Here is a 26,275-nt window from a genome sequence, read left to right as displayed (position 1 = left end):
GCGGGGGGAGCCGATAACGCAGCTTTTTGACCGGCCAGAAGTTGTCCGGCAGGGTGAACTCGCGTTCGGGACGCAGGCGCAGGTTGTAGTCGGCCTGGTCGATATCATCATCGGTCGGCACTTCGGCGCGTAGCTCGTTGGGCGTACCGGCGATGGTGGCTTCGAAGGGGTTGGACAGCGGGAAGCCGTACTCCTCGACAGTCAGATCGGCGGCGTGGACAGGCGCAACGACCAGGGCGAGCAGGGCGGTCAGGCGCAACAACAGCTGCATGGTGCTTCTCCGTTAACAGGCCCGGCTGGCCTGTGGCAAGGCAGCGACGGGGTCCCGCGCTACCTGTCCCAATAGAACTGCATCGGCCGCACAATGCAAGCCAACTTCACTATGGCAGCGCGGTTGCGGATTCGATCCCTGCGCAGGATGAGAAATGACGACGGCGTCAGGCGTGATGGTGCAGCCAGGCATGTTTGGGGATGGGCATCTTGCTTGCCGGCTGCGTTCGAAACGCTGCCAGAGCTTCTCGTGGAAGTAGAAGCCCACCGAGTTGCACAGCGGTTCGACGGTGGCGACCAGGCCGTCAATGGCGATGCTGCCAGTCAGTGCATAGGTCACCGAAAAGGCGATGCAGAAGTGCATCAGGGTGAACGTCACGGTCTTCAGCATGGCCCCGTCTCCTTGTGCAGTCGAGAATCGTTCTCGCGATGGAGAGAGTCTGGTCGAGCCCGGGCAATGTCTGAAATCAACGTTTCGCATGTGCGACATAGCGCCACACTATTTGTATGTGGATTTGTTGCGGCGCCCCATTTTCCGCGGCTGAACGGCTCTACGACGGGTGTTTTTGTGAACTGCATTCAGACCAAAGTCGGGGTGGTGTTCATCCGACCCAAGCCTAAAGTAGCCGCCCCTGCTCCCACCGGGGGGTAGCGACCGTGGAGACAGATTCCAATGCACAATGAAAATGTTTACCGGCAGATCTATGCCAATCCGCGTTTCCAGGAACTGGTTGCCAAGCGCGGCCGTTTTGCCTGGCTGCTATCGGCTGTCATGCTCAGCGCCTACCTGGCGTTCATCCTGCTGATCGCCTTCGAGCCAAAGATCCTCGGCATTCCGCTGTCCGCCAATACCGTGACCACCTGGGGTATCCCGGTTGGCGTCGGGGTGATCTTCATGGCGTTCATCCTGACCGGTGTCTATGTGCAGCGTGCCAATGGTGAGTTCGATCGCATCAACCAGGAAATCCTCAACGAGGCACAGAAATAATGATCCTGCGTTTCCTGATGGCTGCCTTCCTCCTGGCAGTCTCGCCTGCGCTGCTCGCCGATGCGATTACCGGCGAAGTCCAGAAACAGGCCACCAACTACACCGCCATCATCATGTTCGTGGTGTTCATCGTCTTCACCATGGGCATCACCAAGTGGGCGGCCAAGCGCAACACCTCCACGGCTGATTACTACACCGCGGGTGGTAGCATCACCGGCTTCCAGAACGGCCTGGCTATCGCCGGCGACTTCATGTCGGCGGCATCCTTCCTGGGCATTTCCGCGCTGGTCTACACCAGCGGCTACGACGGCCTGATCTACTCCATCGGCTTCCTCGTCGGCTGGCCGATCATCCTCTTCTTGATGGCCGAGCGCCTGCGCAACCTGGGCAAGTTCACCTTCTCCGACGTGGCGTCCTATCGCCTCGGTCAGACGCAGATCCGTCTGCTCTCCGCGTTCGGTTCGCTGATCGTGGTGGCCTTCTACCTGATCGCGCAGATGGTCGGCGCCGGCAAGCTGATCCAGCTGCTGTTCGGTCTGGACTACTACGTAGCCGTGGTGCTGGTCGGTGTGCTGATGGTCATGTACGTGCTGTTCGGCGGCATGCTCGCCACCACCTGGGTGCAGATCATCAAGGCGGTCCTGCTGCTGTCCGGCGCCTCTTTCATGGCCATCATGGTGATGAAGAGTGTCGGTTTCGACTTTGGCAGCCTGTTCGCCGAAGCAGTGAAGATCCACGAGAAAGGCGCTCAGATCATGAGCCCGGGCGGCCTGGTTTCCGATCCGATCTCGGCGATCTCCCTCGGCCTGGCGCTGATGTTCGGCACCGCTGGCCTGCCGCACATCCTGATGCGCTTCTTTACCGTCTCCGACGCCAAGGAAGCGCGCAAGAGCGTGTTCTACGCCACCGGCTTCATCGGCTACTTCTACATCCTGACCTTCATCATCGGCTTCGGCGCGATCCTGCTGGTCAGCACCAACCCGGACTTCAAGGACGTGACCGGCGCCATCGTCGGCGGCACCAACATGGTCGCCATCCACCTGGCCAGCGCGGTGGGCGGCAACCTGTTCCTCGGCTTCATCTCCGCGGTCGCCTTCGCCACCATTCTCGCCGTCGTGGCGGGTCTGACCCTGGCCGGTGCCTCGGCGGTTTCCCATGACCTCTATGCCTGCGTGATCAAGCAGGGCAAGGCGCGGGAAGAGGACGAGATGCGCGTGACCAAGCTGACCACCCTGACCCTGGGCGTGGTGGCGATTCTGCTCGGCATCATCTTCGAAAAGCAGAACATCGCCTTCATGGTCGGCCTGGCATTCTCCATCGCCGCCAGCTGCAACTTCCCGGTGCTGTTCCTTTCCATGTACTGGAAGGGCCTGAGCACCCGCGGCGCGCTGTTCGGTGGCTCGCTGGGGCTGTTCACTGCGTTGCTGCTGACCATCATCAGCCCGACCGTATGGGTCGACGTGTTCGGTTATGCCGAGGCGATCTTCCCCTACAAATACCCGGCGCTGTTCTCGATGGCCGCCGCGTTCATCGGCATCTGGTTCTTCTCGGTCACCGACAAGTCCAAGCGTGCCGGTGAGGAACGCGAGCGCTTCTTCGCCCAGTTCGTTCGTTCGCAGACCGGCCTGGGTGCCACCGGTGCCGTCGCGCACTGACGCAATGCTGGCAGAAACAAGGGCAGCCCTCGGGCTGCCCTTTTTTATTCGTGGCGCAGGTCGCTCGTGCAGCTATAGCGAGCCCATGCTGCCGCCATATTGCCTGCCCGGAACCGCGCGGTCAGCCCCATGAGCCGCGGGTTTGCCAAGGGCATTCAGCAGTCTGATGGATGCCGGTCCGTGCCCCGGCATTCGCTAGACTCGCTGCCACTACCCGAACAACAAAAGGCAGCACAACGATGCACAACCGCATGATGATTACCGGTGCCGGCTCCGGGCTCGGTCGCGAGATTGCCCTGCGCTGGGCGCGTGAGGGCTGGCAGCTGGCGCTTTCCGATGTCAACGAAGGCGGCCTGGCGGAAACCCTGAAAATGGTCCGCGAAGCGGGCGGTGACGGCTTCACCATGCGCTGCGACGTGCGTGACTACAGCCAGCTGATCGCCTTCGCCCAGGCCTGCGAGGAGAAGCTTGGCGGCATCGATATCGTGGTCAACAACGCCGGTGTGGCTTCCGGCGGCTTCTTCGACGAGCTGTCGCTGGAGGACTGGGACTGGCAGATCGCGATCAACCTGATGGGTGTGGTCAAGGGCTGCAAGGCGTTCCTGCCGCTGGTACAGAAGAGCAAGGGCAAGATCATCAACATCGCGTCGATGGCGGCGCTGATGCAGGCACCGGGCATGAGCAACTACAACGTGGCCAAGGCCGGCGTCGTGGCGCTGTCGGAAAGCCTGCTGGTCGAGCTGCGCCAGGCCGAGGTCGGCGTGCATGTGGTCTGCCCGTCGTTCTTCCAGACCAACCTGCTGGATTCCTTCCGCGGCCCGACGCCGAACGTGAAGGCGCAGATCGGCAAGCTGCTGGAGTCCTCGCCGATTACTGCGGCGGACATCGCTGACTACATCCACCAGCAGGTCGCCAAGGGCGAGTTCATGATCCTGCCGCACGACGAGGGCCGTATGGCCTGGAAGGTCAAGCAGCAGAACCCTCAGGCGATCTACGACGAGATGGCGCTGCTGGCCGAAAAGAAACGCGCCAAGAGCAAGGCGCTCTGAGACTGCCCGGCCGCTTCGGCGGCCGCTGCGGTTGCCTCGGGGAGGGGCGGGGAGTAGGGTTGCCTGTCCGGCTTTTTTCGCCGTAACCCTATGGATCGCTTGTGAATTTTCCCTCCCGCGGGCTGCTGATGCTGGCGCTGGTACTGGCTGCCATCAACCTGCGCCCAGGTATTACCTCCTTCGCTCCGCTGATCGAGCGCATCGCCGAAGAGCTTTCGCTTTCTCGCGGTCTGATCAGTCTCACCACGGCCTTGCCGGTTCTGCTGATGGGCTTGCTCGCGCCCCTGGCGCCGCGGCTGGCCGTGCGTTTCGGGCTGGAGTGCAGCATCGCGCTGTGCCTCGGGCTGATCGGCGTGGCATTGCTGTTGCGGCTGTTCGGCCACAATGCCGTTCTGCTGATCGGCACCGCCGGGCTGGTTGGCGCAGGGATCGCCGTCGCCGGGCCGCTGCTGTCCGGTTTCATCAAGCGCTACTTCCTCGAACGCATGGGCCAGACCGCCGCCTGGTACTCGCTGAGCATGGCGGTCGGCGGCACCCTCGGCGTAGTGGTGACGGCGCCGGCCACCGAGGTGATGGGGCAGGACTGGACGCGTGGCCTGGCGCTCTGGGCGCTGCCGGCCCTGGCTGCGCTGCTGATCTGGTCGCGCTTGCCCAATCAGCCGGAAGCCGCCAGCGAGAGTCGTGCCGGTTTGCCCTGGAAGGAGCCTCGGGCCTGGTTGCTCAGTGTCTACTTCGCCCTTCAGGCCGGGCTGTTCTACGCGCTGGCCACTTGGCTGGTGGCTCGTTATCACGAGGTTGGCTACAGCCTGCTGCAAAGTAATGCGTTCTTCAGTGGCTTCATGCTCATCGGCCTGCCAAGTGCCTTTGCCATGCCCTGGCTGGCGCAGCGGCTGGGCAATCGGCATCGAATCATGGCAGCGTGCGGCGGGTTGGCGACCCTTTGCCTGGCAGCAATCGCTCTGGCACCGAGCTGGCAACCCCTGGTGGTCTGCATGCTGCTCGGCGTCGCGCTCAACGGCACCTTCTCCCTGGCGCTGATCTCGCCGATGTACGAAGCCAATACTCCGTTGGCGGTCAGCCGGCTGACCGCGATGATGCTCTGCACCGGCTACTGCCTGGCGTGCCTGACGCCGGTACTGGCCGGGCTCGGGCGTGATCTGGCGGGTGACTATCGCATGCCGTTCCTGGTCCTCACCGGCATGGCGGCATGCATGTCGTTGTTGGCGATGCGCCTGCGGCCACGGCATCAGGATCGCTGAACCGTCCCGAGGCTGTGGCCTGTTTCACCACTTCCCAAGCCGCGGGTGACCCGCCCGCCGCGCTGTGCTAGAAAGCTCGCCGTCCCAGTTCATCCCTGCGTTTCGGAGTTTCGAGTGGAGTCTGAATCCATCGTTTATGGCTGCATCCGTGATTGGCCTTCCGCCGACCCCGAGCAGTGCCGCCAGCGCCGGGCGAACAATCTGGCTGCCGTGCAGGCGTTGCCGCAGGGCGAGGCCTGGCCCTTCATCGGTCGCGAGATGTTTTCCTTCTGCCGTAACGAGGAACTGGGCCTGTACCAGACCCAAGTGATCCACTTCGGTGCCAGCTACCGCGCGGTGGAGTACGAGTGGGCGCTCTGGGTCCAGCGTTTCGAGGAGCTGCTCAAGCAGTTGTACTGGACCAGCGCGGTGGTGCACCTGGAAACCGAGCTCAACGGCACCCACACCTTTCGCTGGGAAACCGATACCGGCAGCCACAGTCCGCAGCAGAGCGACCTGCGCATGCGCTGTGCCTGGGAGCGCGAGAGCGGTCTGTTCGGCTGAAACGCGCGGCGGCGTTCAGTCCAGCCACTCGCGCGGCACATCGCGCCTGAGGGCCAGCTGGCATTGCTGACTGTCGGGGTCGAAGACGATCACCGCCTCCCCCTTGTCCAGCGCGCGGCGCACCCGTGTCACCCGGGTTTCAAGCGGGGTTTCGTCACCATTATCGGTGCCATCGCGGGTGACGAAATCTTCTATTAGGCGGGTCAGGGTGTCCGGTTCGAGCTGGTCGTGCGGTATGAGCATGGGATTTCTTCGGGTGAGCCGGTTTGCCACAAGGCCGGCGGACGTTAGCTCGCGCCGCCCTGCAGGTAGCTGTCCAGGCAAGCATACAGCTGCCGGCTCTCCAGAGGTTTGCCGATGAATTCATCCATACCCGATTCCAGGCCGCGCTGACGGTGCTCTGCCAGTACGTGGGCGGTCACGGCGATGATCGGCACGGCCTGTAATTCAAGCTCCGCTTCCAGCTTGCGTATCCGCCGGCTGGCTTCGAAGCCATCGAGCTCCGGCATTTCGCAGTCCATCAGGATCAGTTGCACGGCTTCCGGATCGCGACGATAGAGGTCCACGGCCTGGCGTCCGTTGTCGGCGAGCTGAACCGCGTAACCGCGCTTTTTCAGCAGGCCGCGCACCACCATCTGATTCACCGGATTGTCCTCGGCGACCAGAATGCAGGGCTCGCGCGGTGGCTGCTCGGCCGGCGCTTCTTCGGTCGTTTCGCTGGCCCGCCGCGGCTCCTCGGCGTACAGGGTTTGCAGCGCCTCGCGCAGCGGCGTGCTCTGCAGAGGGAGCGCCAGGCTGATCAGGCGTAAGCCGGGCGATGGTGGCGGTGGCTCGTGGACGGGCGAATAGAGCATCAGCACCCGCTGATTCGCCTCCAGATGCGGGCGAAGACGCTCCAGCCACTGCGCCGGACTACCCGGCCAGGGCGCCAGCAGAACCAGCAGTGGCGGGGCGGGGAAGTCAGACAGGTAGTCCGGCAGGCATTCCGGGGTCTGGCAGCGCTCGGTGCGCATGCCCCAGCGCCGCAGCAGATGGCTCAACGCTTCGAGGCCCTCGGTATCCTGCGAGGCGAGCAGCGCCGGGCGGCCGCCGAGCAGATGGGCGAGGGGGTCTTCCGTGTCGCTGGCGCTTTGCAGCGGAATCTCGAAGCAGAAGCGACTGCCGCGGCCCGGTGCGCTCTGCACCTCGATATGGCCGTTCATCATTTCCACCAGCTCCTTGCTGATCGCCAGGCCAAGTCCGCTGCCACCATAACGTCGGGTGGTACTCGAATCGCCCTGGGAGAAGGACTCGAACAGTTGCGCCAATACTTCCTGACGCATGCCGATACCGCTGTCGCTGACGCAGAACACCAGGCGCCGGGTGCCTTCCTGGGTCTGACGGCAGGAGACTTCGAGCAGTACGTGGCCGTGCTCGGTGAATTTCAGCGCATTGCTCAGCAGGTTCATCAGAATCTGTTTGAGTCGCGTGGGGTCGCCACGAATCCGTCGCGGCACGCCGGGCTCCAGACCTACATGCAGGCTCAGCTGCTTCTCCAGCGCCTGCGCGGTGAACAGCCGGATGGTTTCGGAAATCAGGATTTCCAGATCGAAATCGATGTCTTCCAGGCTGAGCTTGCCGGAGCCGATCCGGGCGTAGTCGAGGATGTCGTTGATCACCGCCATCAGCGAATTGCCGGAGCTGGAGATGGTATCCAGGTAGAACTGCTGGCTGCGGTCCAGCGGCGTTTCACGCAGCAGTTGCAGCATGCCGAGCACGCCATTGAGCGGAGTGCGGATCTCGTGACTCATCTTGGCCAGGAAGCGGCTCTTGGCTTCGTTCTCGCTGGCGGCCCGCTCGGCGGCCTCACGCGAGCGGTAGCCCTCTTCCTTGAGCAGGTTGATGCGATCGGCAAGGCCGATGGACAGGGTGATCAGTTCGAAAGCGACGCTGGCCTTGACCACCGCCGCGCCGTACAGGCCGAACAGTTCGAAACCCAACGAGCCGGCCGTGACCAGAATGAACGAGGCCAGCAGCACGCCCCAGGCCAGCGTGTAGTAAACCCCGTAGCGCACGCCGCGGCGCCAGACGAAGGCACCGGTGACGAGCAGGCCGACCGAGGCGGCGATCACCGTGATGCTGGCCAGGATGCTCCAGGTCTGCACGTCCAGCAGCAGCCCGGAAACCATGCTGCCGAGGGCGATCAGTAGCGTGCAGCGCAGCACCAGATCGAGCCGTGGAAAGAGTTCGCGGGTATGCAGGAAGTGGCGGCTGAACTGAATGGCGATCAGGCAATGACTGAACATCAGGACGTAGATGCCCATGGCCACCAGCCCGCCGTCGTCGGCCAGCCATTTGACCAGCAGGCCGTCGAAGGAGAGTGCGAACAGTCCGACGTTGAGGGTGTAGACCAGATACCAGAAGTACGCCGGTTCGCGCAGCGAGGCGAAGAGGAACAGGTTGTAGCAGAACATCGCGAACAGCACGCCGTAGAAGGCCCCGCTGATGCCGCTCAGCTCCTGCTGCTCGGCCGCGCTGGCGTTGTAGCTGCTGAAATACAGTGGCACGTAGAGCGTGCTGGTGGTCTTGATGCGTAACAGCAGCGTGGTTTCGCCCGGCGGCAGATCGACGGGAAACCAGAAGTCGCTGACCTTCACCGCGCGATCCGCAAAGGGGTAGCGATCCCCGCTCAGTTGCCGGCTGATGCTGCCGTCGGGGTGCTGCAGGAACACCTCGATGTGGTCGAGCAGTGGATAGTTGATCTCGATGAAACCACCGAGCGGTGCGTCCAGCTCGTTGACCAGCCTGGTGCGTAGCCACCACGTCGAGCTGTTCTTGCCTTCGTTGACATGCCCGCTCTCGACGGGGCGCAGACGCTCGGCGGGTAACGCCATGACGTCGTCGAAATCCAGGCTTCCATCCTGGTCTTCGAGGTAGAGGGTGCCGTTACCGAGGGACTGGCGCGTATCGGGCGAATCGAACACGACGGGCGAGACTGCCCAGGCTTGGAGCGACAGGCAAAACAGCAACAGAGCCAGGCATGAACGCGGCGACATGTTTCGTTCCGGAAGGGGCGCGCCCGAATGGGCGACACATATTAGTAGAGCGATGTGACGGTACCGATTCCTTGGGCTCTACATGGCGCCTTCAGAGTGCCGCACGTCCTTGTCCGGTTAACTTTGCCGAGTTACACGCCGAGCGGCAAGCGTCTGCTGTGCGAAGCAGGCGCCTGGTCACGTAAGCCGATGGCTCAACTATCACGCTCCTAGGGTTGGTGCTGGCGCCCGATCAGTGTGTCGACGGGTGGTACACGGGTGTCGTTCTCCATCTGCGCATCATGTTCCAGTTGATGGCTGAAGCGTTCCAGCGAGTCCTTCGAGTGCTGTGAGTCGCTGGCGAAGACCGGCTGGCTGAGCATGTAGCCGCAGAGCAGGCGGCTCATGGCCGCGAGGCTGTCGATGTGGGTGCGTTCATAGCCATGGGTGGCATCGCAGCCGAAAGCCAGCAGCGCGGTGCGGATGTCGTGTCCCGCTTCGACCGCCGATTGGGCGTCGCTGTGGTAGTAGCGGAACAGATCGCGTCGCACCGGGATTTCGTTCTCGCTGGCAAGCTTGAGCAGGTGCCGGGACAGATGGAAGTCATAGGGGCCGCCGGAGTCCTGCATCGCCACGGTTACCGCGTGCTCACTGGAGGCCTGGCCCTTGGCCGCCGGCGCGATGTCGATCCCGACGAACTCGCTGACATCCCAAGGCAGGGCGCCGGCGGCTCCGGAGCCGGTTTCCTCGGTGATGGTAAACAGCGGATGCACATCGATGGGCGGTTCGCGGCCGCTTTCGACGATGGCCTTCAGTGCCGCTAGCAGCGCGGCGACGCCTGCCTTGTCATCCAAGTGACGGGCGCTGATGTAGCCGTTCTCGGTGAATTCCGGCATTGGATCGAAGGCGACGAAATCACCGACGTTGACGCCCAGCGCGCAGGTTTCGTTGCGGCTGTAGGTATAGGCGTCCAGGCGCAGCTCGACGTGGTCCCAGCTCACCGGTGCTTCATCCACGGCGGTATTGAAGGCATGCCCCGATGCGAGCAGCGGCAGTACGCTACCGCGGATAACTCCGGTATCGGTGAAGACACTGACGCGGCTGCCCTCGGCGAAGCGGCTCGACCAGCAGCCCACCGGCGCCAGGCCCAGGCGGCCGGTATCGTGAATCTCGCGAACAATGGCGCCGATGGTGTCCAGGTGCGCCGCGACGGCGCGATCCGGGCTGTAGCGCCGGCCCTTGAGTGTGGCGCGGATGGTCCCGCGGCGGGTCAGCTCGTAGGGGATGCCCAGCTCGGCCAGGCGCTCGGCAACATAGCGCACAATAGTGTCGGTGAATCCGGTGGGGCTGGGGATGGCGAGCATCTCCAGCAACACGCGTTGCATGTAGTTGAGATCGGGTTCGGGGAGTTTTGCGGTCATGAGAGCTCCTGTTGACGGTGCCTTTTCAGCCACCGGATGGAGTGAATGTCGGAGAGCGGGACCCGCCATAGTGACGAGCGACCTGTGGCGACCCGGCTTGGTGCCGGGTCGCGCCAGACTCAACCTGCGGTGCTGAGTGGGAAGAGCAGGTCGATGAAGCGTTCGGCGGTCGGCTGCGGCTGATGATTGGCCAGGCCGACGCGCTCGTTGGCCTCGATGAAGACGTACTCCGGCTGGTCCGGTGCCGGCACCAGCAGGTCCAGGCCCACCACCGGGATGTCCAGTGCGCGGGCGGCGCGTACGGCGGCGTCGACCAGCTCGGGGTGCAGTTGCGCGGTGACGTCTTCCAGCGTTCCACCGGTATGCAGGTTGGCGGTGCGGCGCACCGCGAGCCGGTGTCCGTCCGGCAATACACTTTCGAAGTCGAAGCCGGCGTCGCGCAGGCAGCGCTGGGTTTCCTCATCCAGCGGAATGGAACTCTCACCGCCGGTAGCGGCCTGGCGCCGGCGGCTCTGCTTCTCGATCAGCGAACCGATGCTGGTGCGGCCATCTCCGATGACTTCCGCCGGGCGGCGTATCGCCGCGGCGACCACCTCGAAACCGATCACCACGATGCGCAGGTCGAACCCCGGATGAAAGCTTTCCAGCAGCACGCGGCTATCGTACTGCCGGGCGCGCTGGATGGCGTCTTCCATTTCGGTCGCATCGCGCAGGTCCACGGCGACGCCCATGCCCTGTTCGCCATCCACCGGCTTGACCACCACGCTGCCGTGCTCGGCGAGGAACGCGGCATTTTCCTTCGGGCCGGCGGCCAGTTGTTGCGCCGGAAGACAGATGTCGGCCTGGGACAGGGTGCGGTGGGTCAGGCGCTTGTCCTGACAAAGCGTCATGCTCACGGCCGAGGTTAGGTCGGATAGCGACTCTCGGCAGCGCACCCGCCGGCCGCCCTGGGTCAGGGTGAACAGGCCGGCTTCGGCATCGTTGATCTCGATCTCGATACCGCGCCGCCGGGCCTCGTCGACGATGATCTTGGCGTAGGGGTTGAGCTTTGCTTCCGGGCCAGGGCCGAGGAACAGCGGCTGGTTGAAGCTGTTCTTGCGCTTGACGGTGAAGGTCTGCAGATCACGGAAGCCCAGCTTGGCGTACAGCGCCTTGGCCTGCTGGTTGTCGTGCAGCACCGACAGATCGAGATAGGCCAGGCCGCGGCCCATGTAGTGTTCGATCAGGTGACGCACCAGCGCCTCGCCGACGCCCGGCCGCGGGCAGCTTGGCGAAACCGCCAGGCACCACAGGCTGGAGCCGTTTTCCGGATCGTTGAAGGCGCGGTGGTGGTCGATGCCCATCACGCTGCCGATGATCTGCCCGGAGGTCTCGTCCTCGGCCAGCCAGTACACCGGACCGCCCTGTTCGCGAGGGGTGCAGCGCTCCGGGTCGACTGGCATCATGCCGCGCGCCTGGTACAGGCCGTTGATGGCCTGCCAGTCCGCTTCGCTCTGGGCACGGCGCACGCAGAAACCGCGGAAACGCTTCTGCGAAGGGCGGTAGTCGGTGAACCAGATACGCAGGGTATCGGAGGGGTCGAGGAAGAGTTGCTGCGGTGCATAGGACAGCACCTGGTGTGGCGCGGCGACGTACAGCGCGATATCGCGCTCGCCCGCCTGCTCGTTGAGCAGTTCGGCAGCGAGTTGGGCGGGATCGGAGTAGGTGTGGCCGACCAGAATGCGACCCCAGCCGCAATGCAGGATCACCGGGCCGCAGGGCTCCTCCTGACCGTCCTCGGCGAAGCGTGCCTGCAGCCGCTGGTAGGTCGGAGCCTGTCCGCGCAACAGACGCTGACCGTAGGCTTGGGACTTCTGCATGGTGCGTTCCTTGATGCTAAGTCACGAACCGGCAGCGGCGGGGCGATGTGCTTGCCCCCGTGGCGCGTGGCAACCGCAGCCGTTCGTGAGCGGGTTATCGGGGCCGTCGTGGCCTGGCGCCTGCAGCGGCCAACGTCAAAGGCCTTGTTCGCTCAACCATAGGTTGACCGCCGCCAGCTGCCAGAGTTTTGAACCGCGCAGCGGCGTGAGCTGGCCATCCGGATCGGCGAGCAGCTTCTCCAGTGCCTGCGGGTTGTAGAGGCCGCGCTCCTGGCTGGGGTCGAGCAGCATCTCGCGAACCCAGTTCAGCGTCGCTCCCTGCAAGTGCTTGAGGCCCGGCACCGGGAAGTAGCCCTTAGGCCGGTCGATCACCTCGGCAGGAATCACCTGGCGCGCCGCTTCCTTGAGCACATACTTGCCGCCCTCGGGCAGCTTGAATCTGGCCGGGATGCGCGCCGACAGTTCGGCAACGCGGTAGTCGAGGAACGGCGTGCGCGCCTCCAGGCCCCAGGCCATGGTCATGTTGTCGACGCGCTTGACCGGGTCATCGACCAGCATCACCGTGCTGTCGATACGCAGCGCCTTGTCCACCGCCGCATCGGCGCCGGGCTGGGCGAAGTGCTGACGGACGAAGTCGCCGGAGAAGTCGCCCTGGACCCACTGCTGCTGCACGGTCTCGGCATATTCCTCGTACGTGCGGTCGCGGAACGCGGCCAGGTAGGCCGCCACCGGGTCTTCGGCGCCGTCCACCAGCGGATACCAGTGGTAGCCGGCGAACAGTTCGTCCGCACCCTGGCCGCTCTGCACCACCTTGCAGTGCTTGGCCACTTCCCGCGAGAGCAGGTAGAAGGCGATGCAGTCATGGCTGACCATCGGCTCGCTCATCGCCTGGAAGGCGGCCGGCAGCTGTTCGAGGATTTCCTTTTCCTGAATACGCAGCTGGTGATGACGCGTGTTGTAGTGCTTGGCGATCAGATCCGAGTACTTGAACTCGTCGCCGCGCTCGCCGCCGGCATCTTCGAAGCCGATGGAAAATGTCAGTAGATTGTCGGCCACACCGGCTTCGCGCAGCAGGCCGACCAGCAGGCTGGAGTCGACACCGCCGGAGAGCAGTACGCCGACATCCACAGCGGCGCGCTGACGGATCGCCACCGCCTCGCGCATGGTGTCCAGGGTGCGCTGTTTCCAGTCTTCGAAGCTGTATTTGCGCTCCTCTTCACGGGCGCCGAATTCAAGCTCCCACCAGCGCTGGGTGGTGGTAGCGCCATTGGCGTCGACGCGCATCCAGCTCGCCGGCGGCAATTTCTCGATACCGGCGATCAGCGTGTCCGGTGCCGGAACCACGGCGTGGAAACTCATGTAGTGATTCAGCGCCACCGGATTCAAAACACCCGCTATGTCGCCGCCCTTGAGCAGTGCCGGCAGCGACGAGGCGAAGCGCAGGCGCTGGTCGGTGCGCGACAGGTACAGCGGCTTGACGCCGAGACGGTCGCGGGCGATGAACAGCTGCTGGCTGTCGCGCTCCCAGATGGCAAAGGCGAACATGCCGTTCAGCCGCGGCAGCAGCGCTTCGCCCCAGGCATGGAAGCCCTTGAGCAGCACTTCGGTATCGCCTTCGGAGAAGAAGCGGTAGCCCAGGCCTTCCAGCTCTGCGCGCAATTCGGGGTAGTTGTAGATGGCGCCGTTGAAGACCATCGACAGGCCGAGGGCCGAGTCGATCATCGGCTGGCCGGACGCCTCGCACAGATCCATGATCTTCAGGCGTCGGTGACCCAGGGCGAGTGGGCCCTGGCTGTGGAAACCGCACGCGTCGGGGCCGCGCGCAGTCAGGTGTTGAGTAATGCGTTCAACCGCAGCCAGATCGGCCGGGCGGTTATCGAAGCGAAGTTCTCCAGCTATGCCACACATAAGATCCTTACCGGTTTTGCCGTTGGGGAGTGTGACTGGCCCGTCACCCGCTAAGTTCAGCCTTTCGGATCAGCGCAGCGGCGCCAATGCGGCCGGGAACAGGTCAGTCAGCTTTTTACACCAAAACAAAAAAATGCTTTGATGTCAAAGTTAGTTTTCGCAAGAAAAGCCGCATATGACTGAAGAAACAGTTTTAAACGAAAGCAATAGTGCCGGGCTGGAAGCCTTCGAGATGCCGCTGTTTCAGGCCATGCGCCGGTTGCAGCAGGACGCCGAAGTACATGCCAAGCGTCTGGCGCGCTACGGAGGCTTGAGCCCTGTGCAGCTGATGATCCTGCAGGTGCTGGCTAGCGAAGGGCAGATGACCGCGAGTGACCTGAGCCGGCGCGTCAGCCTTACCGCAGCCACGCTTTCCGGGCAGATCGACCGGCTGGAGGAGCGCGGGCTGTTGCAGCGCCAGCGCGACGACCAGGACCGTCGCCGCCAGTGGCTGCTGCTCAGCGATAGCGGCCGCGCCTTGTTGCAGCAGGCGCCAGCGCTGCTGCCACCGGAATTCCGCGCGCGTTTGGCCGCCTTGCCGCAATGGGAGCGCCACGCGCTGACCGCCGCGCTGCTGCGTGCCGCCGAGCTGTGCGGCGACATGGAGTGAGCGCCGCTAGCGCGAATTCTTCAGGCTTTCCACGGTCAGCTCCAGCGCCTTGCGCATGTCCAGCCGTGCTGAGCGACCGACATCGCGATCATCCAGCCGGTAACCACGCTCGGACGGCAGGATCGGTGCGGTAAGGTCATCCGCCTCGGCGGGCTCGAAATCTGAGTCGCGGCCGATGGTCATGGCGCTGCGGCGCAGCAGTTCACGCAACTGATCCGGCTCCAGCCCGGGGTTGACCGACAGCATCGCGCCCACCGCGCCGGCAACCAGCGGCGTGGCATAGGAAGTGCCGCAATGCACGTCGCCGCGCTTGTCGGGATCAAGCGTGGCGGCGCGGGTGCAGGCGGCGGCGGTGATGTCCACGCGCATATCGACGTTGGATGATTTGCGCTTGCGTACGTAGTCGGGGTGCTCCACCGAGACCTTTTTCCTGTCGTTGCGCTCATGGCCGCCGACCACCAGCAGCTGCTCGGTGATGAACGAGGAGGGCAGTCGATAGTCGTCACGCCCGGAGTGGGCCGAGCCATTGCCGGCGGAGTTGATCACCAGCACGTCGGGATGTTCGCGGCGCAACCAGAGGAAGAATTCCTCCAGCAGCTCCTCGTAGCCGCTCATGGCGATGCCCGAACGCAGCAGCGAATCCACCGGTTCGCCCTCCACATCCACCGTGCCAATGCGGTGGATGCCCCAACTCCAGTTGAGGATGCGCGCGCCGTCCTCCACCAGATTCACCGAGGCTGCGACGTTGGCTGTGATGCCGGCGTCCGAGTTGCGTTCGACGATCACCTCGAAGCCCGGCCCGGTGCCGTCCAGTGCACTGAGAAAGCCCTGGTCGCGGGCATCGCTGGCGTGGGCGGCGAGAATGCCGGCGACGCTGCTGCCGTGATTGTCCGGCCGGTCGGCGTCGCGGGCGTAGAGGCAGGTGCGCTGTTGTTGTGGATCGCAGGGGCCAAGGTACTCGGCAAAATGCGGTGCATCGAAGTCCACCGCACGCTCGATGATGCCGATACGCACCGGCTGTTTTTCGCCGGCGCGCTGGCCGGCGGGAATGCGTTCGCGGTAGTAGTCCACCGCATCGAGGAAGCGGTTGGCGGCCCACTCGCGGTTCTGCGGGCGCTTCTGATCCGCGGTCTTGCCGGTTTCCTGCTCGTCGTTCTCGGCGGCCGATTCCTCGATCACCACGGCATCCACACCCACCTCGCTGCCCAGGCGCAGCACCATGGCGTCGCGCTCGGTCAGATCTTTCACTGGTAGGCGCAGCTGATAGGTGTTCAGCGGCGGTATGGCGCCGACCACCTTGGCGCCGTACTTCTCGGCGAGCCGCCGCGCCTTGTCCAGGCCTTCGTGATCCTCCTCGATGATCAGGCTGACCAAGTCTACGTAGGTGGTCAGGTCATCCATGTTGCGCGCCACTTCATCGGGTTTGGCGGCGAGCACCTGGCTGCGACCAGCCGAGAGCCAGACCGGATTGCTGCGTTGCCCGTCGCGTTCCAGCCACAGCGGGCCGCTGCGCACCGCGTCCGGCGCTAGGGTCAGGCGCAGCTGCTTGCCGTCGCGTTGGAGCGTGTCGGCAGCCACTCGCTCGCCGTTGAGGTACAGCTGCACCTCGCCGCGGGGCAAGCCTTTGGCGCTCAGGCACCAGCTCAGCGAATCCTCGGCGAAGAGGTCGCCGCAGCGCTTGAGCTGGGTGATGCGGATGGGATCTTCTGCAGCTGCCGGAAAGGCGGCGAGGGCGCTCAATAACCCGAGGCCGAGGGTGAACAGGGTGGAGGCGCGTTCTGGCATGGTTCAACGTCGCTCGAGGTAGTTGACGCTGAACAGCCCGCGCCGGTCGGTCCACTGACCGCGACAGTCGAACCCGGCGGCATCGGCCAGGGCAGCGAAGGATTCCAGCGTGTACTTGTAGGAGTTTTCCGTATGCAGGCTTTCCCCAGCATCGAAGTGGAAGCGCCGGCCTTCGATGGTCACGTCCTGCGCATCGGGGCTGATCAGGTGCATCTCAATGCGCGATTCGGCCTCGTTGAAGAAGGCGCGATGGACGAAGCGTGACGGGTCGATGTCGCTGTCCAGCTCGTTGCGGATGCGCTGCAGCAGGTTGAGGTTGAAGGCGGCTGTGACATGGGCGCGGTCGTTGTAAGCCGCCTCCAGCACCGCGCGGTCCTTGACCAGGTCGACGCCGATCACCAAGCCGCCACCGGCCGGCAGCACATCGTGCAAACGCTGCAGAAAGGCCGCGGCCTCGCCCGGGGTGAAGTTACCGATGCTGGAACCGGGGAAGAACATCAGCGGGTGCTCGCTGGAGAAATCATCCGGCAGGTTCAGCTCGTTGGAAAAGTCGGTACAGGCGGCATGCACCTCCAGCCACGGGTAGTCCGCCGCCAGGCGCTGGGTGCTGCTGAGCAGGAAGTCCTCGGAGATGTCGATGCCCAGATAGCTGGTCGGGTGTAGTGCCTCCAGCAGCAGGCGTACCTTGCGACTGGCACCGCTGCCCAGCTCGATCAGGTCGCTGTGAGGGCCGGCGATATCGAGGATGTCGTTGGCCGCCTCGGCGAGAATCTGCTCCTCGGTGCGGGTGATGTAGTACTCGGGCTGCTGGCAGATCTGCTCGAACAGCTCGGACCCGCGCCGATCATAGAAGAACTTCGGCGAGGCCCATTTCGGGCTCGCGGCGAACCCGGCGAGGGTTTCGTCGCGCAGCGAGGCGTCGTGTGGCAGTTGCAGCTGATCGTGAAAGTGAATTGCCAGCGCCATGTTCAGAGCCCTCTGGCCAGGCGCAGCCCGGCGAACTGCCAGCGCATGGCCGGCTGGAAGAAGTTGCGGTAGGTGACCCGTAGGTGGGATTCCGGCGTGGCGCAGCAACCGCCACGCAAGACCATCTGGCCGGACATGAACTTGCCGTTGTACTCGCCGAGGCTGCCCTCCAGCGGGCGAAAACCCGGATAGGGCAGGTAGGCGCTGGCGGTCCACTCCCAGACATCGCCGAACAGCTGCCTCGGGCCGTCATGGCCAGGCGGCGCGGCGACCGGTTGCAGGTAGTCGCTTTCAAGGAAATTGCCGCGCAATGGCTGGTCGGCGGCGGCGACTTCCCATTCCGCTTCGCTCGGCAGCCGCGCACCGGCCCAGCGTGCGAAGGCATCGGCCTCGTAATAGCTGATGTGACAGACCGGTGCCTCCAGATCCAGCGGGCGCAGACCACCAAGGGTCATCTCGTGCCAGCTGGCGTCCTCGCGCAGCCAGTACAGCGGAGCGTTCCAGCCGGCCTGCTGGATCAGGTCCCAGCCGTCCGACAGCCACAGCTCCGGGCGGGCATAACCGCCGTCAGTGATGAACGACAGGTATTCGCGGTTGCTCACCAATCGTTCGGCAAGCTGGAAATCCTCGACGAACTGGCGATGTCGCGGGGTTTCGCAATCGAAGGCGAAATCGCTGCCGGCATGCCCGATGTGCTGCACACCGCCGGCGTATTCATGCCAGCGCGGGCGCTCGGGGCTGCTGGGCCGGGGCTGGGCGAGATCGTCGCGATAGACCGGGTGCAGCGGGTTCTGCGCGAGGATGTGCTTGATGTCCATCAGCAGCAGTTCCTGGTGCTGCTGCTCGTGCTGCAGGCCGAGGCCGACGCGGCGGACGATTTCGGCAGCCTGCTCGCGCGGCGGATTGCTCAGCAGTTCGCCCATGGCCTGGTCGACGTGGCGGCGATAGCGATAGATCTCGTCCACACCCGGGCGGGACAGCACGCCGCGCCGCGCCCGCGGAAAGGGCAGGCCATGGGTCTGGTAGTAGGAATTGAACAGGTAGTCGTAGGCCTCGTTCAGCCGCCGGTAGCCGGGCAGATAAGGCAACAGCAGAAAGGTCTCGAAGAACCAGCTGACATGCGCCAGGTGCCATTTCGGCGGGCTGACTTCCGGCGTGCTCTGGATGACGTAATCCTCGACCTGCAGCGGCGTGCAGATCGCCTCGCTGGTGGCGCGTACCTGCCGGTAACGCTGCAGCAACAGGTCGAGTTCGGCGAGTACCGGGTGCGAATGTGGCTGCTCTGCCAGGTTGCCCATGGCTGTCCCCCTCGGGTTTGACGACCGAAACGGCCTCCCATAGCGACCCGGCGCGGCGGGCAAAAGTTTCTGCCGGCCGGCTTGGCGACCATGAAGAAAAAGCGGCCGCGCTCTGGTCACTCTGTATGAGCAAAGCAGGGGATCGAGCCATGCGAAAGTTGTCAGTTCTGGGTTCCGCAGTGCTGTTGGCTGCCTGCGGGCAACACAATACGGCGTCCTACACCGACGCTGCGGGCGCGCCGAAAAGCGCCGAAACTCGCACCCTCGAGGTCGGTGCCAAGCTGCTGCAGGGCAAGGCGCCGCTGAATGCTGTGAGTGCCTATCTCAACGGGTTTCACTTCTACAACGGCGACATGGACGGGCAGATGGAGGCCCACCACTACGTCACGCGGCTGAACGAGGACGTGATGCAGGCGCTGATCTACGACGGCAATGGCAGCGATGCCAAACTCATGGGCGTCGAATACATCATCAGCGCGCGCCTGTTCGCGACACTGCCCGAGGACGAGAAGAAGCTTTGGCACAGCCACGATTACGAGGTGAAGTCCGGCTCGCTGGTTGCACCTGGCCTGCCGCAGGTGGCGGAGAAGCAGTTGATGGAGCAGGCGGTCAGCACCTACGGCAAGACCTGGCACACCTGGCATACCGACCGCGACAAGGAACTGCCCTATGGAATTCCGGCGCTGATGATGGGCTTTACCGCGGATGGCCAGCTGGACCCGGCGCTGGAACAGGCCCGTGACGACCGTCTCGACGTGGATACCCAGGCGATCCGTCGCAGTCGCGAGCCGATCCCGCAGCCGACGGTCGATCCGGCGGCAAATGCCTGGGAGAAAGGTGAAGTGATTCAGCTGCAGCGGGTGCGGGGGGCCGGCGAGCATCGCCACGGCGATGGGGCCGGGCGGGCGGAAATCATCGAGTCGGGACGCCTGCAACAACAGCAACAGCGCAGCGATGAACGCTGAGGTTACTGATCGCCGTCGACCGGGGGCGTCGGGCGAATCAGGATTTCGTTGACGTCGACATGGGCCGGCTGCGACAGGGCATAGACCACTGCGCGGCCGACATCCTCCGGTTGCAGGGCATAGGGCGGCGGCTCGTCGAACAGCGGCGTGTCGACCATGCCCGGCTCGATCAGCGTGACCCGCACGCCGCTGCCGCGCAGTTCTTCGCGCACACTCAGGCCCATCCCGGTCACCGCCCATTTGCTGGCGCTGTACATCGAGCCGGGAATGACGAAGCGCCCGGCCGCCGAACCGGTGAGCAGCAGATGACCGCGGCTGGCCTTCAAGGCGGCCAGCGTGCAGCGCAGGGTCAGGCCGACGCCGTAGACGTTGGTCAGCAGCATGGTTTTCCAGACTTCGGGATCGGCGCCGCTGAAACCGCCGTCGCTGCCGGGGATGCCGGCGTTGGCGTAGACGGCATCGAGCTGGCCGTAGTGATCGAGCACGCGTTGCACCATGGCTTGCTGCTCGGCGTAATCGGTCACGTCGCAGCGAATGGCGAAGGCGCGCTGCGGCCCGATTTCATCGACCAGATGCTGCAGCTTGTCCGCCGAGCGTGCGGCGAGCGCCCCCCCCCCCCGCGGGGGGGGGGGGGCCCCCCAGCCGGTAGCCGGCCGCCGCTGCCAGGCGTGCGGTTGCCGCGCCGATACCGGATGAGGCGCCGGTGATCAGCAGCACGTGATCGCTCATGGCCGCTCCTCAGTAGTTCGGCGTGGTTTCCGGAATGGCGCTGTCGTCGGTGATGAACGGCATGCTCCAGGGTTCGAGGGTGCAACCCTTGTCGATCAGCTCCTGACGGGTCTGCTCGATCACCTGTGCCATGCGCAGCGGGTCGGCGTAGTCGCGCACCTGCGCCACGCGGGTGATTTCCTCGCCGCTGCCGTTCATCACGGTGAAGCCGAAGCTGTCGTCCTCGGGGTTGGCGCTGGTCACGCAACCACAGGGCAGGAAGGCTTCCGAGGCCAGTTGCATGGCGTTGTCGAGGCTGAGCGGGGTGGTGGTCATGGTCATCTCCGTTGCGTTGCGGATGTTTCAAGTTGACCGCCATATCCCATGGCCGTTTCCCGACCGCCGACCGGCTGTCGCTTGTGCAAAGGCCGGGGCGCCACCATATTCATCGGCATGACCACGTCATCCGTCGATCCGCTTGGCCGTTTCCACCCCGCCGTGGCGGGCTGGTTTTCCCGCAGTTTTCCCGCACCGACGCCGGCCCAGGCGGCTGCCTGGCCGCTGATCCGTGCCGGTCGTTCGACCCTGGTGGCCGCGCCGACTGGCTCAGGCAAGACGCTGACCGCCTTTCTCGCCGCTATCGATGGTCTGGTGCAGCAGGGTCTGGCCGAGGATGGCCTGGCCGACGCGACGCGCGTGCTCTATGTCTCGCCATTGAAGGCCTTGTCCAACGACATCCATATCAACCTGGAGGAGCCGCTCGCCGGGATCACCGCCGAGCTGGCGCGTCTGGGGCTACCAGCGCTGGAAATCCGCACCGCGGTGCGTACCGGCGACACGCCGCAGGCCGAGCGCAACGCCATGCGCAAGCGCGTCCCGCATATCCTCGTCACCACGCCGGAATCGCTCTATGTGCTGCTCGGCTCGGCATCTGGGCGCGAAATGCTCGCCGATGTGCAGAGCGTGATTGTCGACGAGATTCACGCCATCGCCGGCAACAAGCGTGGCAGCCATCTGGCGCTGTCGCTGGAGCGACTGGAAGCGCTCTGCAATCGGCCGCTGGTGCGGGTCGGCCTGTCGGCGACGCAGAAGCCGATCGATGCGGTGGCGCGTTTTCTGGTCGGCGTCGAGCGACCGTGCGAGATCGTCGATATCGGCCATGGCCGCGCCCGCGACCTGGCGCTGGAAGTGCCGCCGGTGCCGCTGGAGGCGGTGATGAGCAACGATGCCTGGGCGCTGGTCTACGACCGCCTCGCGGCACTGGCTGGCGAGCATCGCACCACGCTGGTGTTCGTCAACACGCGGCGCCTGGCCGAGCGCACCACCCGCCACCTGGCCGAGCGGTTGGGTGCAGAGGTGGTCGCTGCGCATCACGGAAGTCTGGCCCGCGAACAGCGGCTGAGCGCCGAGCAGAAGCTCAAGCGCGGCGAGTTGCGGGTGCTGGTGGCCACTGCCTCGCTGGAGCTGGGCATCGACATCGGTGATGTCGAGCTGGTCTGCCAGCTGGGCTCGCCACGCTCGATTTCGGCTTTCCTGCAGCGGGTTGGGCGCGCCGGGCACCAGGTCGCCGGGGTGTCCAAGGGGCGGCTGTTTCCCAGCTCCCGCGACGACCTGATCGAGTGTGCCGCGCTGCTCGACGCCGTGCGTCGTGGCGAGCTGGACACGCTGAATATCCCGCACGCGCCGCTGGATGTGCTGGCCCAGCAGATCGTCGCGGAGGTGGCCTGTCGGGAATGGGAGGAGGAAGCGTTGCTCCAGCTGTTCCGCCGCGCGATGCCCTATGCCGCGGTCGACGACGCGACCTTCCAGGCACTGCTGCGAATGCTCGCCGAGGGCTATACGACCCGCCACGGAACCCGTGGCGCCTATCTGCACCGTGATCTCGCGACGCGCAGCCTGCGTGGCCGGCGCGGTGGCCGGCTGACCGCACTGACCTCCGGCGGCACCATCGCCGACAACGCCGACTATGCCGTGCTGCTGGAGCCGCAGGGGCTGAATATCGGCACGGTGAACGAGGACTTCGCGGTGGAGAGCCTGGCCGGCGATGTGTTCCAGCTGGGTAACACCTCGTATCGCATCCTCAAGATCGAGTCCGGGCGGGTGCGTGTCGAAGACGCCCAGGGCATGCCGCCGAGCATTCCCTTCTGGCTGGGCGAGGCGCCAGGGCGCAGCGACGAGCTGTCCTTTGCCGTGGCGCGGCTGCGTGACGAGATCGATCGACGGTTGGCTGAGGGGGCGGCGGTGGGCAGGGTGGACCTGTCGCCCGCCATCGATTGGCTTACCGGCACCCTTGGCCTGGCGGAAACCGCCGCGCGACAGATCGTCGAATACTTGGCGCGTGCCCGCTCCGCACTAGGCGCCTTGCCGACTCAGCAGCGGCTGGTGATGGAGCGCTTCTTTGACGAGTCTGGCGGCACCCAGCTGGTCATTCACTCGCCCTATGGCAGCCGCATCAATCGCGCCTGGGGGCTGGCACTGCGCAAGCGCTTCTGCCGCACCTTCAACTTCGAGCTGCAGGCGGCGGCCACCGAGGACGCCATCATTCTTTCGCTGTCCACCAGTCACAGCTTTCCGCTGGCGGAAGTCTGGCGCTACCTGCATTCGGCCAGCGCCGAGCAGGTGCTGATCCAGGCACTGCTGGATGCGCCGCTGTTCGGTGTGCGCTGGCGCTGGATCGCCACCACGGCACTGGCGTTGCCGCGCATGGCCGGCGGACGCAAGGTCGCGCCGCAGCTACAGCGAATGAAGAGCGACGATCTGCTGGCCACGGTCTTTCCCGACCAGGTTGCCTGCCTGGAAAACATCGTCGGCGAGCGCGAGATTCCCGATCATCCGCTTGTACGCCAGACGCTCGATGACTGCCTGCACGAGGCCATGGATAGTGAAGGCTGGCTCGCGCTGCTGCGGCGCATGGAGGGCGGCCAGGTCGAACTGCTGGCGCGTGATCTGCCGGCGCCGTCGCCGCTCGCCATGGAGATTCTCGGCGCACGGCCTTACGCCTTTCTCGACGATGCACCGCTGGAAGAGCGCCGCACCCAGGCGGTGCTCGCGCGGCGCTGGAGCGATCCGGAGTCGGCTGACGATCTGGGCGCGCTGGACCCGGAAGCGATCGCCGCCGTGTGTGAGGAGGCCTGGCCCGAGGCGCGCAGTGCCGACGAGTTGCACGAGGCGCTGACAGCGCTCGGTTGCATTGCCGAAGCCGAAACCGCCGCACAGCCGCAATGGAGCGAATGGCTGGCCGAACTGGCCCGTGGTGGCCGCGCGACGCGCATGGAGGTGGCGCACGACCGCGTCCTCTGGTTGCCGCTCGAGCGCCTGATGCTGCTGCGCGCGGTCTATCCGCAGGCTCCGTTCCAGCCGCATCTGCAGGCGCCCGGCGGCTACGATCAGCCAATCGAGGAAGAGGCGGCACTGGTCGAACTGATTCGTGCGCGGCTGAGCGGCTTCGGCCCGCTGCCGGTGGCGTTGATCGCGCGGCCGCTGGCGTTACCGGCCTCTGCCGTCGCGGCGGCGCTGGTCCGTCTGGAAAGTCAGGGTTACGTGATGCGCGGGCGTTTCAGCGCTGGCGCAGTGGAGGAGGAGTGGTGCGAGCGGCATCTGCTGGCGCGTATCCATCGCTACACGGTCAAGCGCCTGCGACGGGAGATCGAGCCGGTCGAACGTGTCGATTTCATGCGCTTTCTTGCTGACTGGCAGCATCTGTCCGCGACCACGCGCATGCAGGGGCGCGAGGCGCTGGCCACGGTCGTCGAACAGCTGGAGGGCTTTCAGGCCGCCGCCGCAGCGTGGGAAGCCGATCTCTTGCCGGCGCGCCTGAAGGATTATGGCGGCACCTGGCTGGACGAGCTGTGCCGCTCCGGCCGCATTGTCTGGACGCGGCTGGCCGGGCGACTCAGGGCCAGCACCGGGCCGGTACGCGGCACGCCGATCGTGCTGCTGCCGCGGCGCCAGTTACCGGCCTGGTATGCACTGGCCAGCGACGCGCCGGCGCCGGAGCTGTCTTCACGGGCACAGCGGGTGCTCGAATGTCTGAACGCCCAGGGCGCGCTGTTCTTCGATGAGCTGCAGCACGACGCGCATCTGCTGCGCAGCGAACTGGAGGATGCCCTTGGCGAGCTGGTGGCGGTGGGTTTGGTGAACGCCGACAGCTTCGCCGGTCTGCGCGCATTGCTGGCGCCGGCGAGCAAGCGCTCGCGCACGGCTCGACGAAGCCGTGGTGGTGCCTTTATCGGCGGGATGGACGACGCCGGCCGCTGGGCACTGGTGCGCAAGTCTGGAGCGGGCGAAGAGGAGGCAAGAACACCGGCGTTCGATGCAGAGGCGCTGGAGCACATTGCCCGTGTGCTGCTGCGCCGTTACGGCGTGGTGTGCTGGCGCCTGCTTGCGCGTGAAGCGGACTGGTTGCCGCCCTGGCGCGACCTGCTGCGGGTCTACCATCGGCTGGAAGCCCGTGGCGAGATTCGCGGCGGACGCTTTGTCGCGGCGGTGGCGGGCGAGCAGTTCGCTCTGCCGGAGGCGCTTGGCTTGCTGCGCGAGGTGCGCAAGCGGCCGCTGACCGGCGAGATGCTGGCGGTGTCCGCGGTCGATCCGTTCAATCAGCTCGGCACCCTGTTACCGGGCTCCAGGGTGCCGGCCCTGGCGGCAAATCGGATCCTGTTTCGCGACGGGCTGCCGGTGGCTGTGCTGGCGGCGGGCAAGCCGCAATGGCTGGTCGAACTGGACGAGGATGCCCAGCGCGAGGCGCGCCGCCTGCTGACCCCAGCCAGACGCTGAGCAGCTAGTAGCCCGTTTGGTACGTTCAGTTGGTCACTTTCGGCGCCCATGGCCCCGATGCTGTGTTGCTGCTCCTTGCCATAGCACCACTATGACTCGTCGCAGCGCCTTGTTTTGCAGCCATGTTCATCCGAACTAGCCTCAACCCACTCACCGCCCAGGCCACCAAGGATCAGGCTGTCGGCGCCAGGCATTTCAGGTCGCCGAAGTCGGTGCGTAGCTGCGCCAGGCGCCCGCTGAGGTGTGTGCGCTGCCCTTCGTCGGCAAGGCTGTAGAGGTCGGCCACCAGGTCCAATCCGGCCTGCTCGGCACGCTGCAACGCGGCCTGATCGTTCGTACTCAGCAACGCCTCGCGCTCCTGCAGCAGCTGCGCGATGCGGTCATCGAAATCGTCGCGGTGGCGCTGCTCGACCGCGGCCAATAGCAGCTCTTGCCAGCGCTCGCGGTTGCTTAGCCAGCGGCTGTTCTGCTCGTTCAGGGCGTGAGACCAAAGCAGCACTCGTTGACGCTGGGCCGCGTTCAACTGGCCGAGCCAGTACTGCAGGCGCTCCTGCATGCGCTCGGCGCGCTCGCGAATCTGCCGTTCCAGCGGCGGAGCCAGGTATTTCTCCCGGTACTCCTCTCGGTTTTCCTCCAGCGCGTTGCGCAGTTCGGCGACCTGCTCGTCGCTCAGGGCACGCAGCAGGTCCGTTGCGGTGGGGGTGATCTCCACGGCAACGCTGTGCATGGCGTCGCGGACGTCGCGGTACTGTGGTTCGAGATCGCGGCGTTCGAGCTGGCCGCCAGCAGTTTCGCGCTCAAGCTGTTCGAGGTTGGCCAGCAGTTCTGGCAATTGCGTGCTGCAGTGCCAGGCCAGGTGCTCGCGCAGGCGTTCGCGCAGCTCGTCCTTCTGACGGTTATCGAGGTCGAGATAGTCGTTGAGCGTCCAGGGCACGACCATGTCGAGGTTGCGATAGACCAGGGTGGCGCGGCTGCAGCCGTTCAACAGCGTGGCGCAGAGCAGGGTCAGCAGGAGCAGGCTGGCAATGGGGCGCATCGTCTTTCCTCGAGCGTCGGCGGCTGTTCTGTAGAGCCACGGCAGCGCCGGGGGTTCGGCTGGCGGACCGTTTCGTCGGTGCCGGCGAGCAAAGGTGGCTGGCCTGTGGTCTTCCCTACATGGAGTCGT

At 65.1% G+C, this 26,275-nt stretch carries 18 protein-coding genes and 3 pseudogenes; 8 read left to right on the top strand and 13 right to left on the bottom strand.

Annotated elements, in window-relative coordinates:
• Together F753_RS0124845 and F753_RS34345 are read right to left on the bottom strand one after the other, a co-directional pair.
• A pseudogene (locus tag F753_RS0124845) lies at positions 1–271 on the bottom strand (serine/threonine protein kinase); the annotation flags it as partial.
• 166 nt (positions 272–437) lie between these two features.
• Positions 438–661, bottom strand: a pseudogene (locus F753_RS34345) (DUF2061 domain-containing protein).
• A gap of 282 nt (positions 662–943) precedes the next feature.
• Between F753_RS34345 and F753_RS34340 the strand changes: the two are divergent.
• From F753_RS34340 to F753_RS34320, 5 genes are all read left to right on the top strand, one after another.
• Complete coding sequence (locus tag F753_RS34340) at positions 944–1,258, top strand: DUF485 domain-containing protein (RefSeq protein WP_023445032.1); 315 nt, start codon at positions 944–946, stop codon at positions 1,256–1,258.
• Positions 1,258–2,913, top strand: coding sequence for a cation acetate symporter (locus F753_RS34335; protein ID WP_023445031.1), 1,656 nt, complete (start codon positions 1,258–1,260; stop codon positions 2,911–2,913). The genes F753_RS34340 and F753_RS34335 overlap by 1 nt, the downstream gene beginning before the upstream one ends.
• A 239-nt stretch (positions 2,914–3,152) precedes the next feature.
• A complete protein-coding gene (locus F753_RS34330; RefSeq protein ID WP_014819796.1) occupies positions 3,153–3,962 on the top strand; it encodes an SDR family oxidoreductase in 810 nt (269 codons plus the stop codon).
• Positions 3,963–4,090: 128 nt separating this feature from the next.
• The gene (locus tag F753_RS34325; protein ID WP_031297561.1) at positions 4,091–5,221 is read left to right on the top strand and encodes an MFS transporter; all 1,131 of its coding nucleotides are present in this window, start codon (positions 4,091–4,093) and stop codon (positions 5,219–5,221) included.
• A 114-nt stretch (positions 5,222–5,335) separates the two neighbouring features.
• Positions 5,336–5,764 (top strand): hypothetical protein, encoded by a 429-nt coding sequence (locus F753_RS34320; protein ID WP_003301247.1) that lies wholly within the window; start codon positions 5,336–5,338, stop codon positions 5,762–5,764.
• 15 nt (positions 5,765–5,779) lie between these two features.
• Here the strand turns inward: F753_RS34320 and F753_RS34315 are convergent, their stop codons facing one another.
• The 5 genes from F753_RS34315 to F753_RS34295 form a co-directional block, all read right to left on the bottom strand.
• Positions 5,780–6,007: a YheU family protein gene (locus F753_RS34315; RefSeq protein WP_003301246.1), complete on the bottom strand. Its 228-nt coding sequence runs from the start codon at positions 6,005–6,007 to the stop codon at positions 5,780–5,782.
• A 44-nt stretch (positions 6,008–6,051) separates the two neighbouring features.
• Positions 6,052–8,799 carry a hybrid sensor histidine kinase/response regulator gene (locus tag F753_RS34310; RefSeq protein WP_023445029.1) on the bottom strand — a complete coding sequence of 916 codons (2,748 nt, stop codon included), beginning with the start codon at positions 8,797–8,799 and terminating at the stop codon, positions 6,052–6,054.
• Positions 8,800–9,008: 209 nt separating this feature from the next.
• Entirely contained in the window at positions 9,009–10,199 is a 1,191-nt protein-coding gene (locus tag F753_RS34305; protein ID WP_023445028.1) for an osmoprotectant NAGGN system M42 family peptidase, read from the bottom strand.
• 119 nt (positions 10,200–10,318) lie between these two features.
• A complete protein-coding gene (gene ngg, locus F753_RS34300; RefSeq protein ID WP_023445027.1) occupies positions 10,319–12,058 on the bottom strand; it encodes an N-acetylglutaminylglutamine synthetase in 1,740 nt (579 codons plus the stop codon).
• Positions 12,059–12,193: 135 nt separating this feature from the next.
• The gene (locus F753_RS34295) at positions 12,194–13,966 is read right to left on the bottom strand and encodes an N-acetylglutaminylglutamine amidotransferase (protein ID WP_023445026.1); all 1,773 of its coding nucleotides are present in this window, start codon (positions 13,964–13,966) and stop codon (positions 12,194–12,196) included.
• Between the two features lie 175 nt (positions 13,967–14,141).
• On the opposite strand from F753_RS34295, the gene F753_RS34290 reads away from it, so the two are divergent.
• Positions 14,142–14,615 (top strand): MarR family winged helix-turn-helix transcriptional regulator, encoded by a 474-nt coding sequence (locus tag F753_RS34290; protein ID WP_023445025.1) that lies wholly within the window; start codon positions 14,142–14,144, stop codon positions 14,613–14,615.
• A 6-nt stretch (positions 14,616–14,621) separates the two neighbouring features.
• On the opposite strand, the gene F753_RS34285 is transcribed toward F753_RS34290, so the two are convergent.
• The 3 genes from F753_RS34285 to egtB are packed head-to-tail and all read right to left on the bottom strand — an operon-like array spanning position 14,622 to position 18,664.
• Positions 14,622–16,400, bottom strand: coding sequence for a S8/S53 family peptidase (locus F753_RS34285; protein ID WP_023445024.1), 1,779 nt, complete (start codon positions 16,398–16,400; stop codon positions 14,622–14,624).
• A gap of 3 nt (positions 16,401–16,403) precedes the next feature.
• Entirely contained in the window at positions 16,404–17,366 is a 963-nt protein-coding gene (gene egtD, locus F753_RS34280; protein ID WP_023445023.1) for an L-histidine N(alpha)-methyltransferase, read from the bottom strand.
• A 2-nt stretch (positions 17,367–17,368) separates the two neighbouring features.
• Positions 17,369–18,664, bottom strand: a complete 1,296-nt coding sequence (gene egtB / locus F753_RS34275; RefSeq protein ID WP_014819804.1) for an ergothioneine biosynthesis protein EgtB — start codon at positions 18,662–18,664, stop codon at positions 17,369–17,371.
• A 149-nt stretch (positions 18,665–18,813) separates the two neighbouring features.
• On the opposite strand from egtB, the gene F753_RS34270 reads away from it, so the two are divergent.
• A complete protein-coding gene (locus tag F753_RS34270) occupies positions 18,814–19,629 on the top strand; it encodes an OBAP family protein (RefSeq protein ID WP_041207183.1) in 816 nt (271 codons plus the stop codon).
• A 2-nt stretch (positions 19,630–19,631) separates the two neighbouring features.
• Here F753_RS34270 and F753_RS34265 read toward each other — a convergent pair.
• Positions 19,632–20,358, bottom strand: a pseudogene (locus F753_RS34265) (SDR family oxidoreductase).
• 9 nt (positions 20,359–20,367) lie between these two features.
• Entirely contained in the window at positions 20,368–20,673 is a 306-nt protein-coding gene (locus tag F753_RS34260; RefSeq protein ID WP_014819807.1) for a hypothetical protein, read from the bottom strand.
• Between the two features lie 117 nt (positions 20,674–20,790).
• On the opposite strand from F753_RS34260, the gene F753_RS34255 reads away from it, so the two are divergent.
• Complete coding sequence (locus F753_RS34255) at positions 20,791–25,110, top strand: DEAD/DEAH box helicase (protein WP_031297559.1); 4,320 nt, start codon at positions 20,791–20,793, stop codon at positions 25,108–25,110.
• A gap of 172 nt (positions 25,111–25,282) precedes the next feature.
• Here the strand turns inward: F753_RS34255 and F753_RS34250 are convergent, their stop codons facing one another.
• Positions 25,283–26,146, bottom strand: a complete 864-nt coding sequence (locus tag F753_RS34250) for a DUF6279 family lipoprotein (protein WP_023445019.1) — start codon at positions 26,144–26,146, stop codon at positions 25,283–25,285.
• Positions 26,147–26,275 lie beyond the last annotated feature (129 nt).

This window comes from Stutzerimonas chloritidismutans AW-1 (assembly GCF_000495915.1).
GTDB lineage: Bacteria > Pseudomonadota > Gammaproteobacteria > Pseudomonadales > Pseudomonadaceae > Stutzerimonas > Stutzerimonas chloritidismutans.
Note: the sequence above shows the minus strand (reverse complement) of the source record. Positions and strands in the feature narration are given on the sequence as shown.

Coding starts and splice junctions, on each gene's coding strand:
- F753_RS34325 (WP_031297561.1), top strand. CDS start 4,091: ATGCTGGCGCTGGTACTGGCTGCCATCAACCTGCGCCCAGGTATTACC.
- F753_RS34310 (WP_023445029.1), bottom strand. CDS start 8,799: ATGTCGCCGCGTTCATGCCTGGCTCTGTTGCTGTTTTGCCTGTCGCTC.
- F753_RS34260 (WP_014819807.1), bottom strand. CDS start 20,673: ATGACCACCACCCCGCTCAGCCTCGACAACGCCATGCAACTGGCCTCG.
- F753_RS34315 (WP_003301246.1), bottom strand. CDS start 6,007: ATGCTCATACCGCACGACCAGCTCGAACCGGACACCCTGACCCGCCTA.
- F753_RS34250 (WP_023445019.1), bottom strand. CDS start 26,146: ATGCGCCCCATTGCCAGCCTGCTCCTGCTGACCCTGCTCTGCGCCACG.
- F753_RS34270 (WP_041207183.1), top strand. CDS start 18,814: ATGCGAAAGTTGTCAGTTCTGGGTTCCGCAGTGCTGTTGGCTGCCTGC.
- egtB (WP_014819804.1), bottom strand. CDS start 18,664: ATGGGCAACCTGGCAGAGCAGCCACATTCGCACCCGGTACTCGCCGAA.
- F753_RS34290 (WP_023445025.1), top strand. CDS start 14,142: ATGACTGAAGAAACAGTTTTAAACGAAAGCAATAGTGCCGGGCTGGAA.
- F753_RS34335 (WP_023445031.1), top strand. CDS start 1,258: ATGATCCTGCGTTTCCTGATGGCTGCCTTCCTCCTGGCAGTCTCGCCT.
- ngg (WP_023445027.1), bottom strand. CDS start 12,058: ATGCAGAAGTCCCAAGCCTACGGTCAGCGTCTGTTGCGCGGACAGGCT.
- egtD (WP_023445023.1), bottom strand. CDS start 17,366: ATGGCGCTGGCAATTCACTTTCACGATCAGCTGCAACTGCCACACGAC.
- F753_RS34330 (WP_014819796.1), top strand. CDS start 3,153: ATGCACAACCGCATGATGATTACCGGTGCCGGCTCCGGGCTCGGTCGC.
- F753_RS34295 (WP_023445026.1), bottom strand. CDS start 13,966: ATGTGTGGCATAGCTGGAGAACTTCGCTTCGATAACCGCCCGGCCGAT.
- F753_RS34285 (WP_023445024.1), bottom strand. CDS start 16,400: ATGCCAGAACGCGCCTCCACCCTGTTCACCCTCGGCCTCGGGTTATTG.
- F753_RS34340 (WP_023445032.1), top strand. CDS start 944: ATGCACAATGAAAATGTTTACCGGCAGATCTATGCCAATCCGCGTTTC.
- F753_RS34305 (WP_023445028.1), bottom strand. CDS start 10,199: ATGACCGCAAAACTCCCCGAACCCGATCTCAACTACATGCAACGCGTG.
- F753_RS34255 (WP_031297559.1), top strand. CDS start 20,791: ATGACCACGTCATCCGTCGATCCGCTTGGCCGTTTCCACCCCGCCGTG.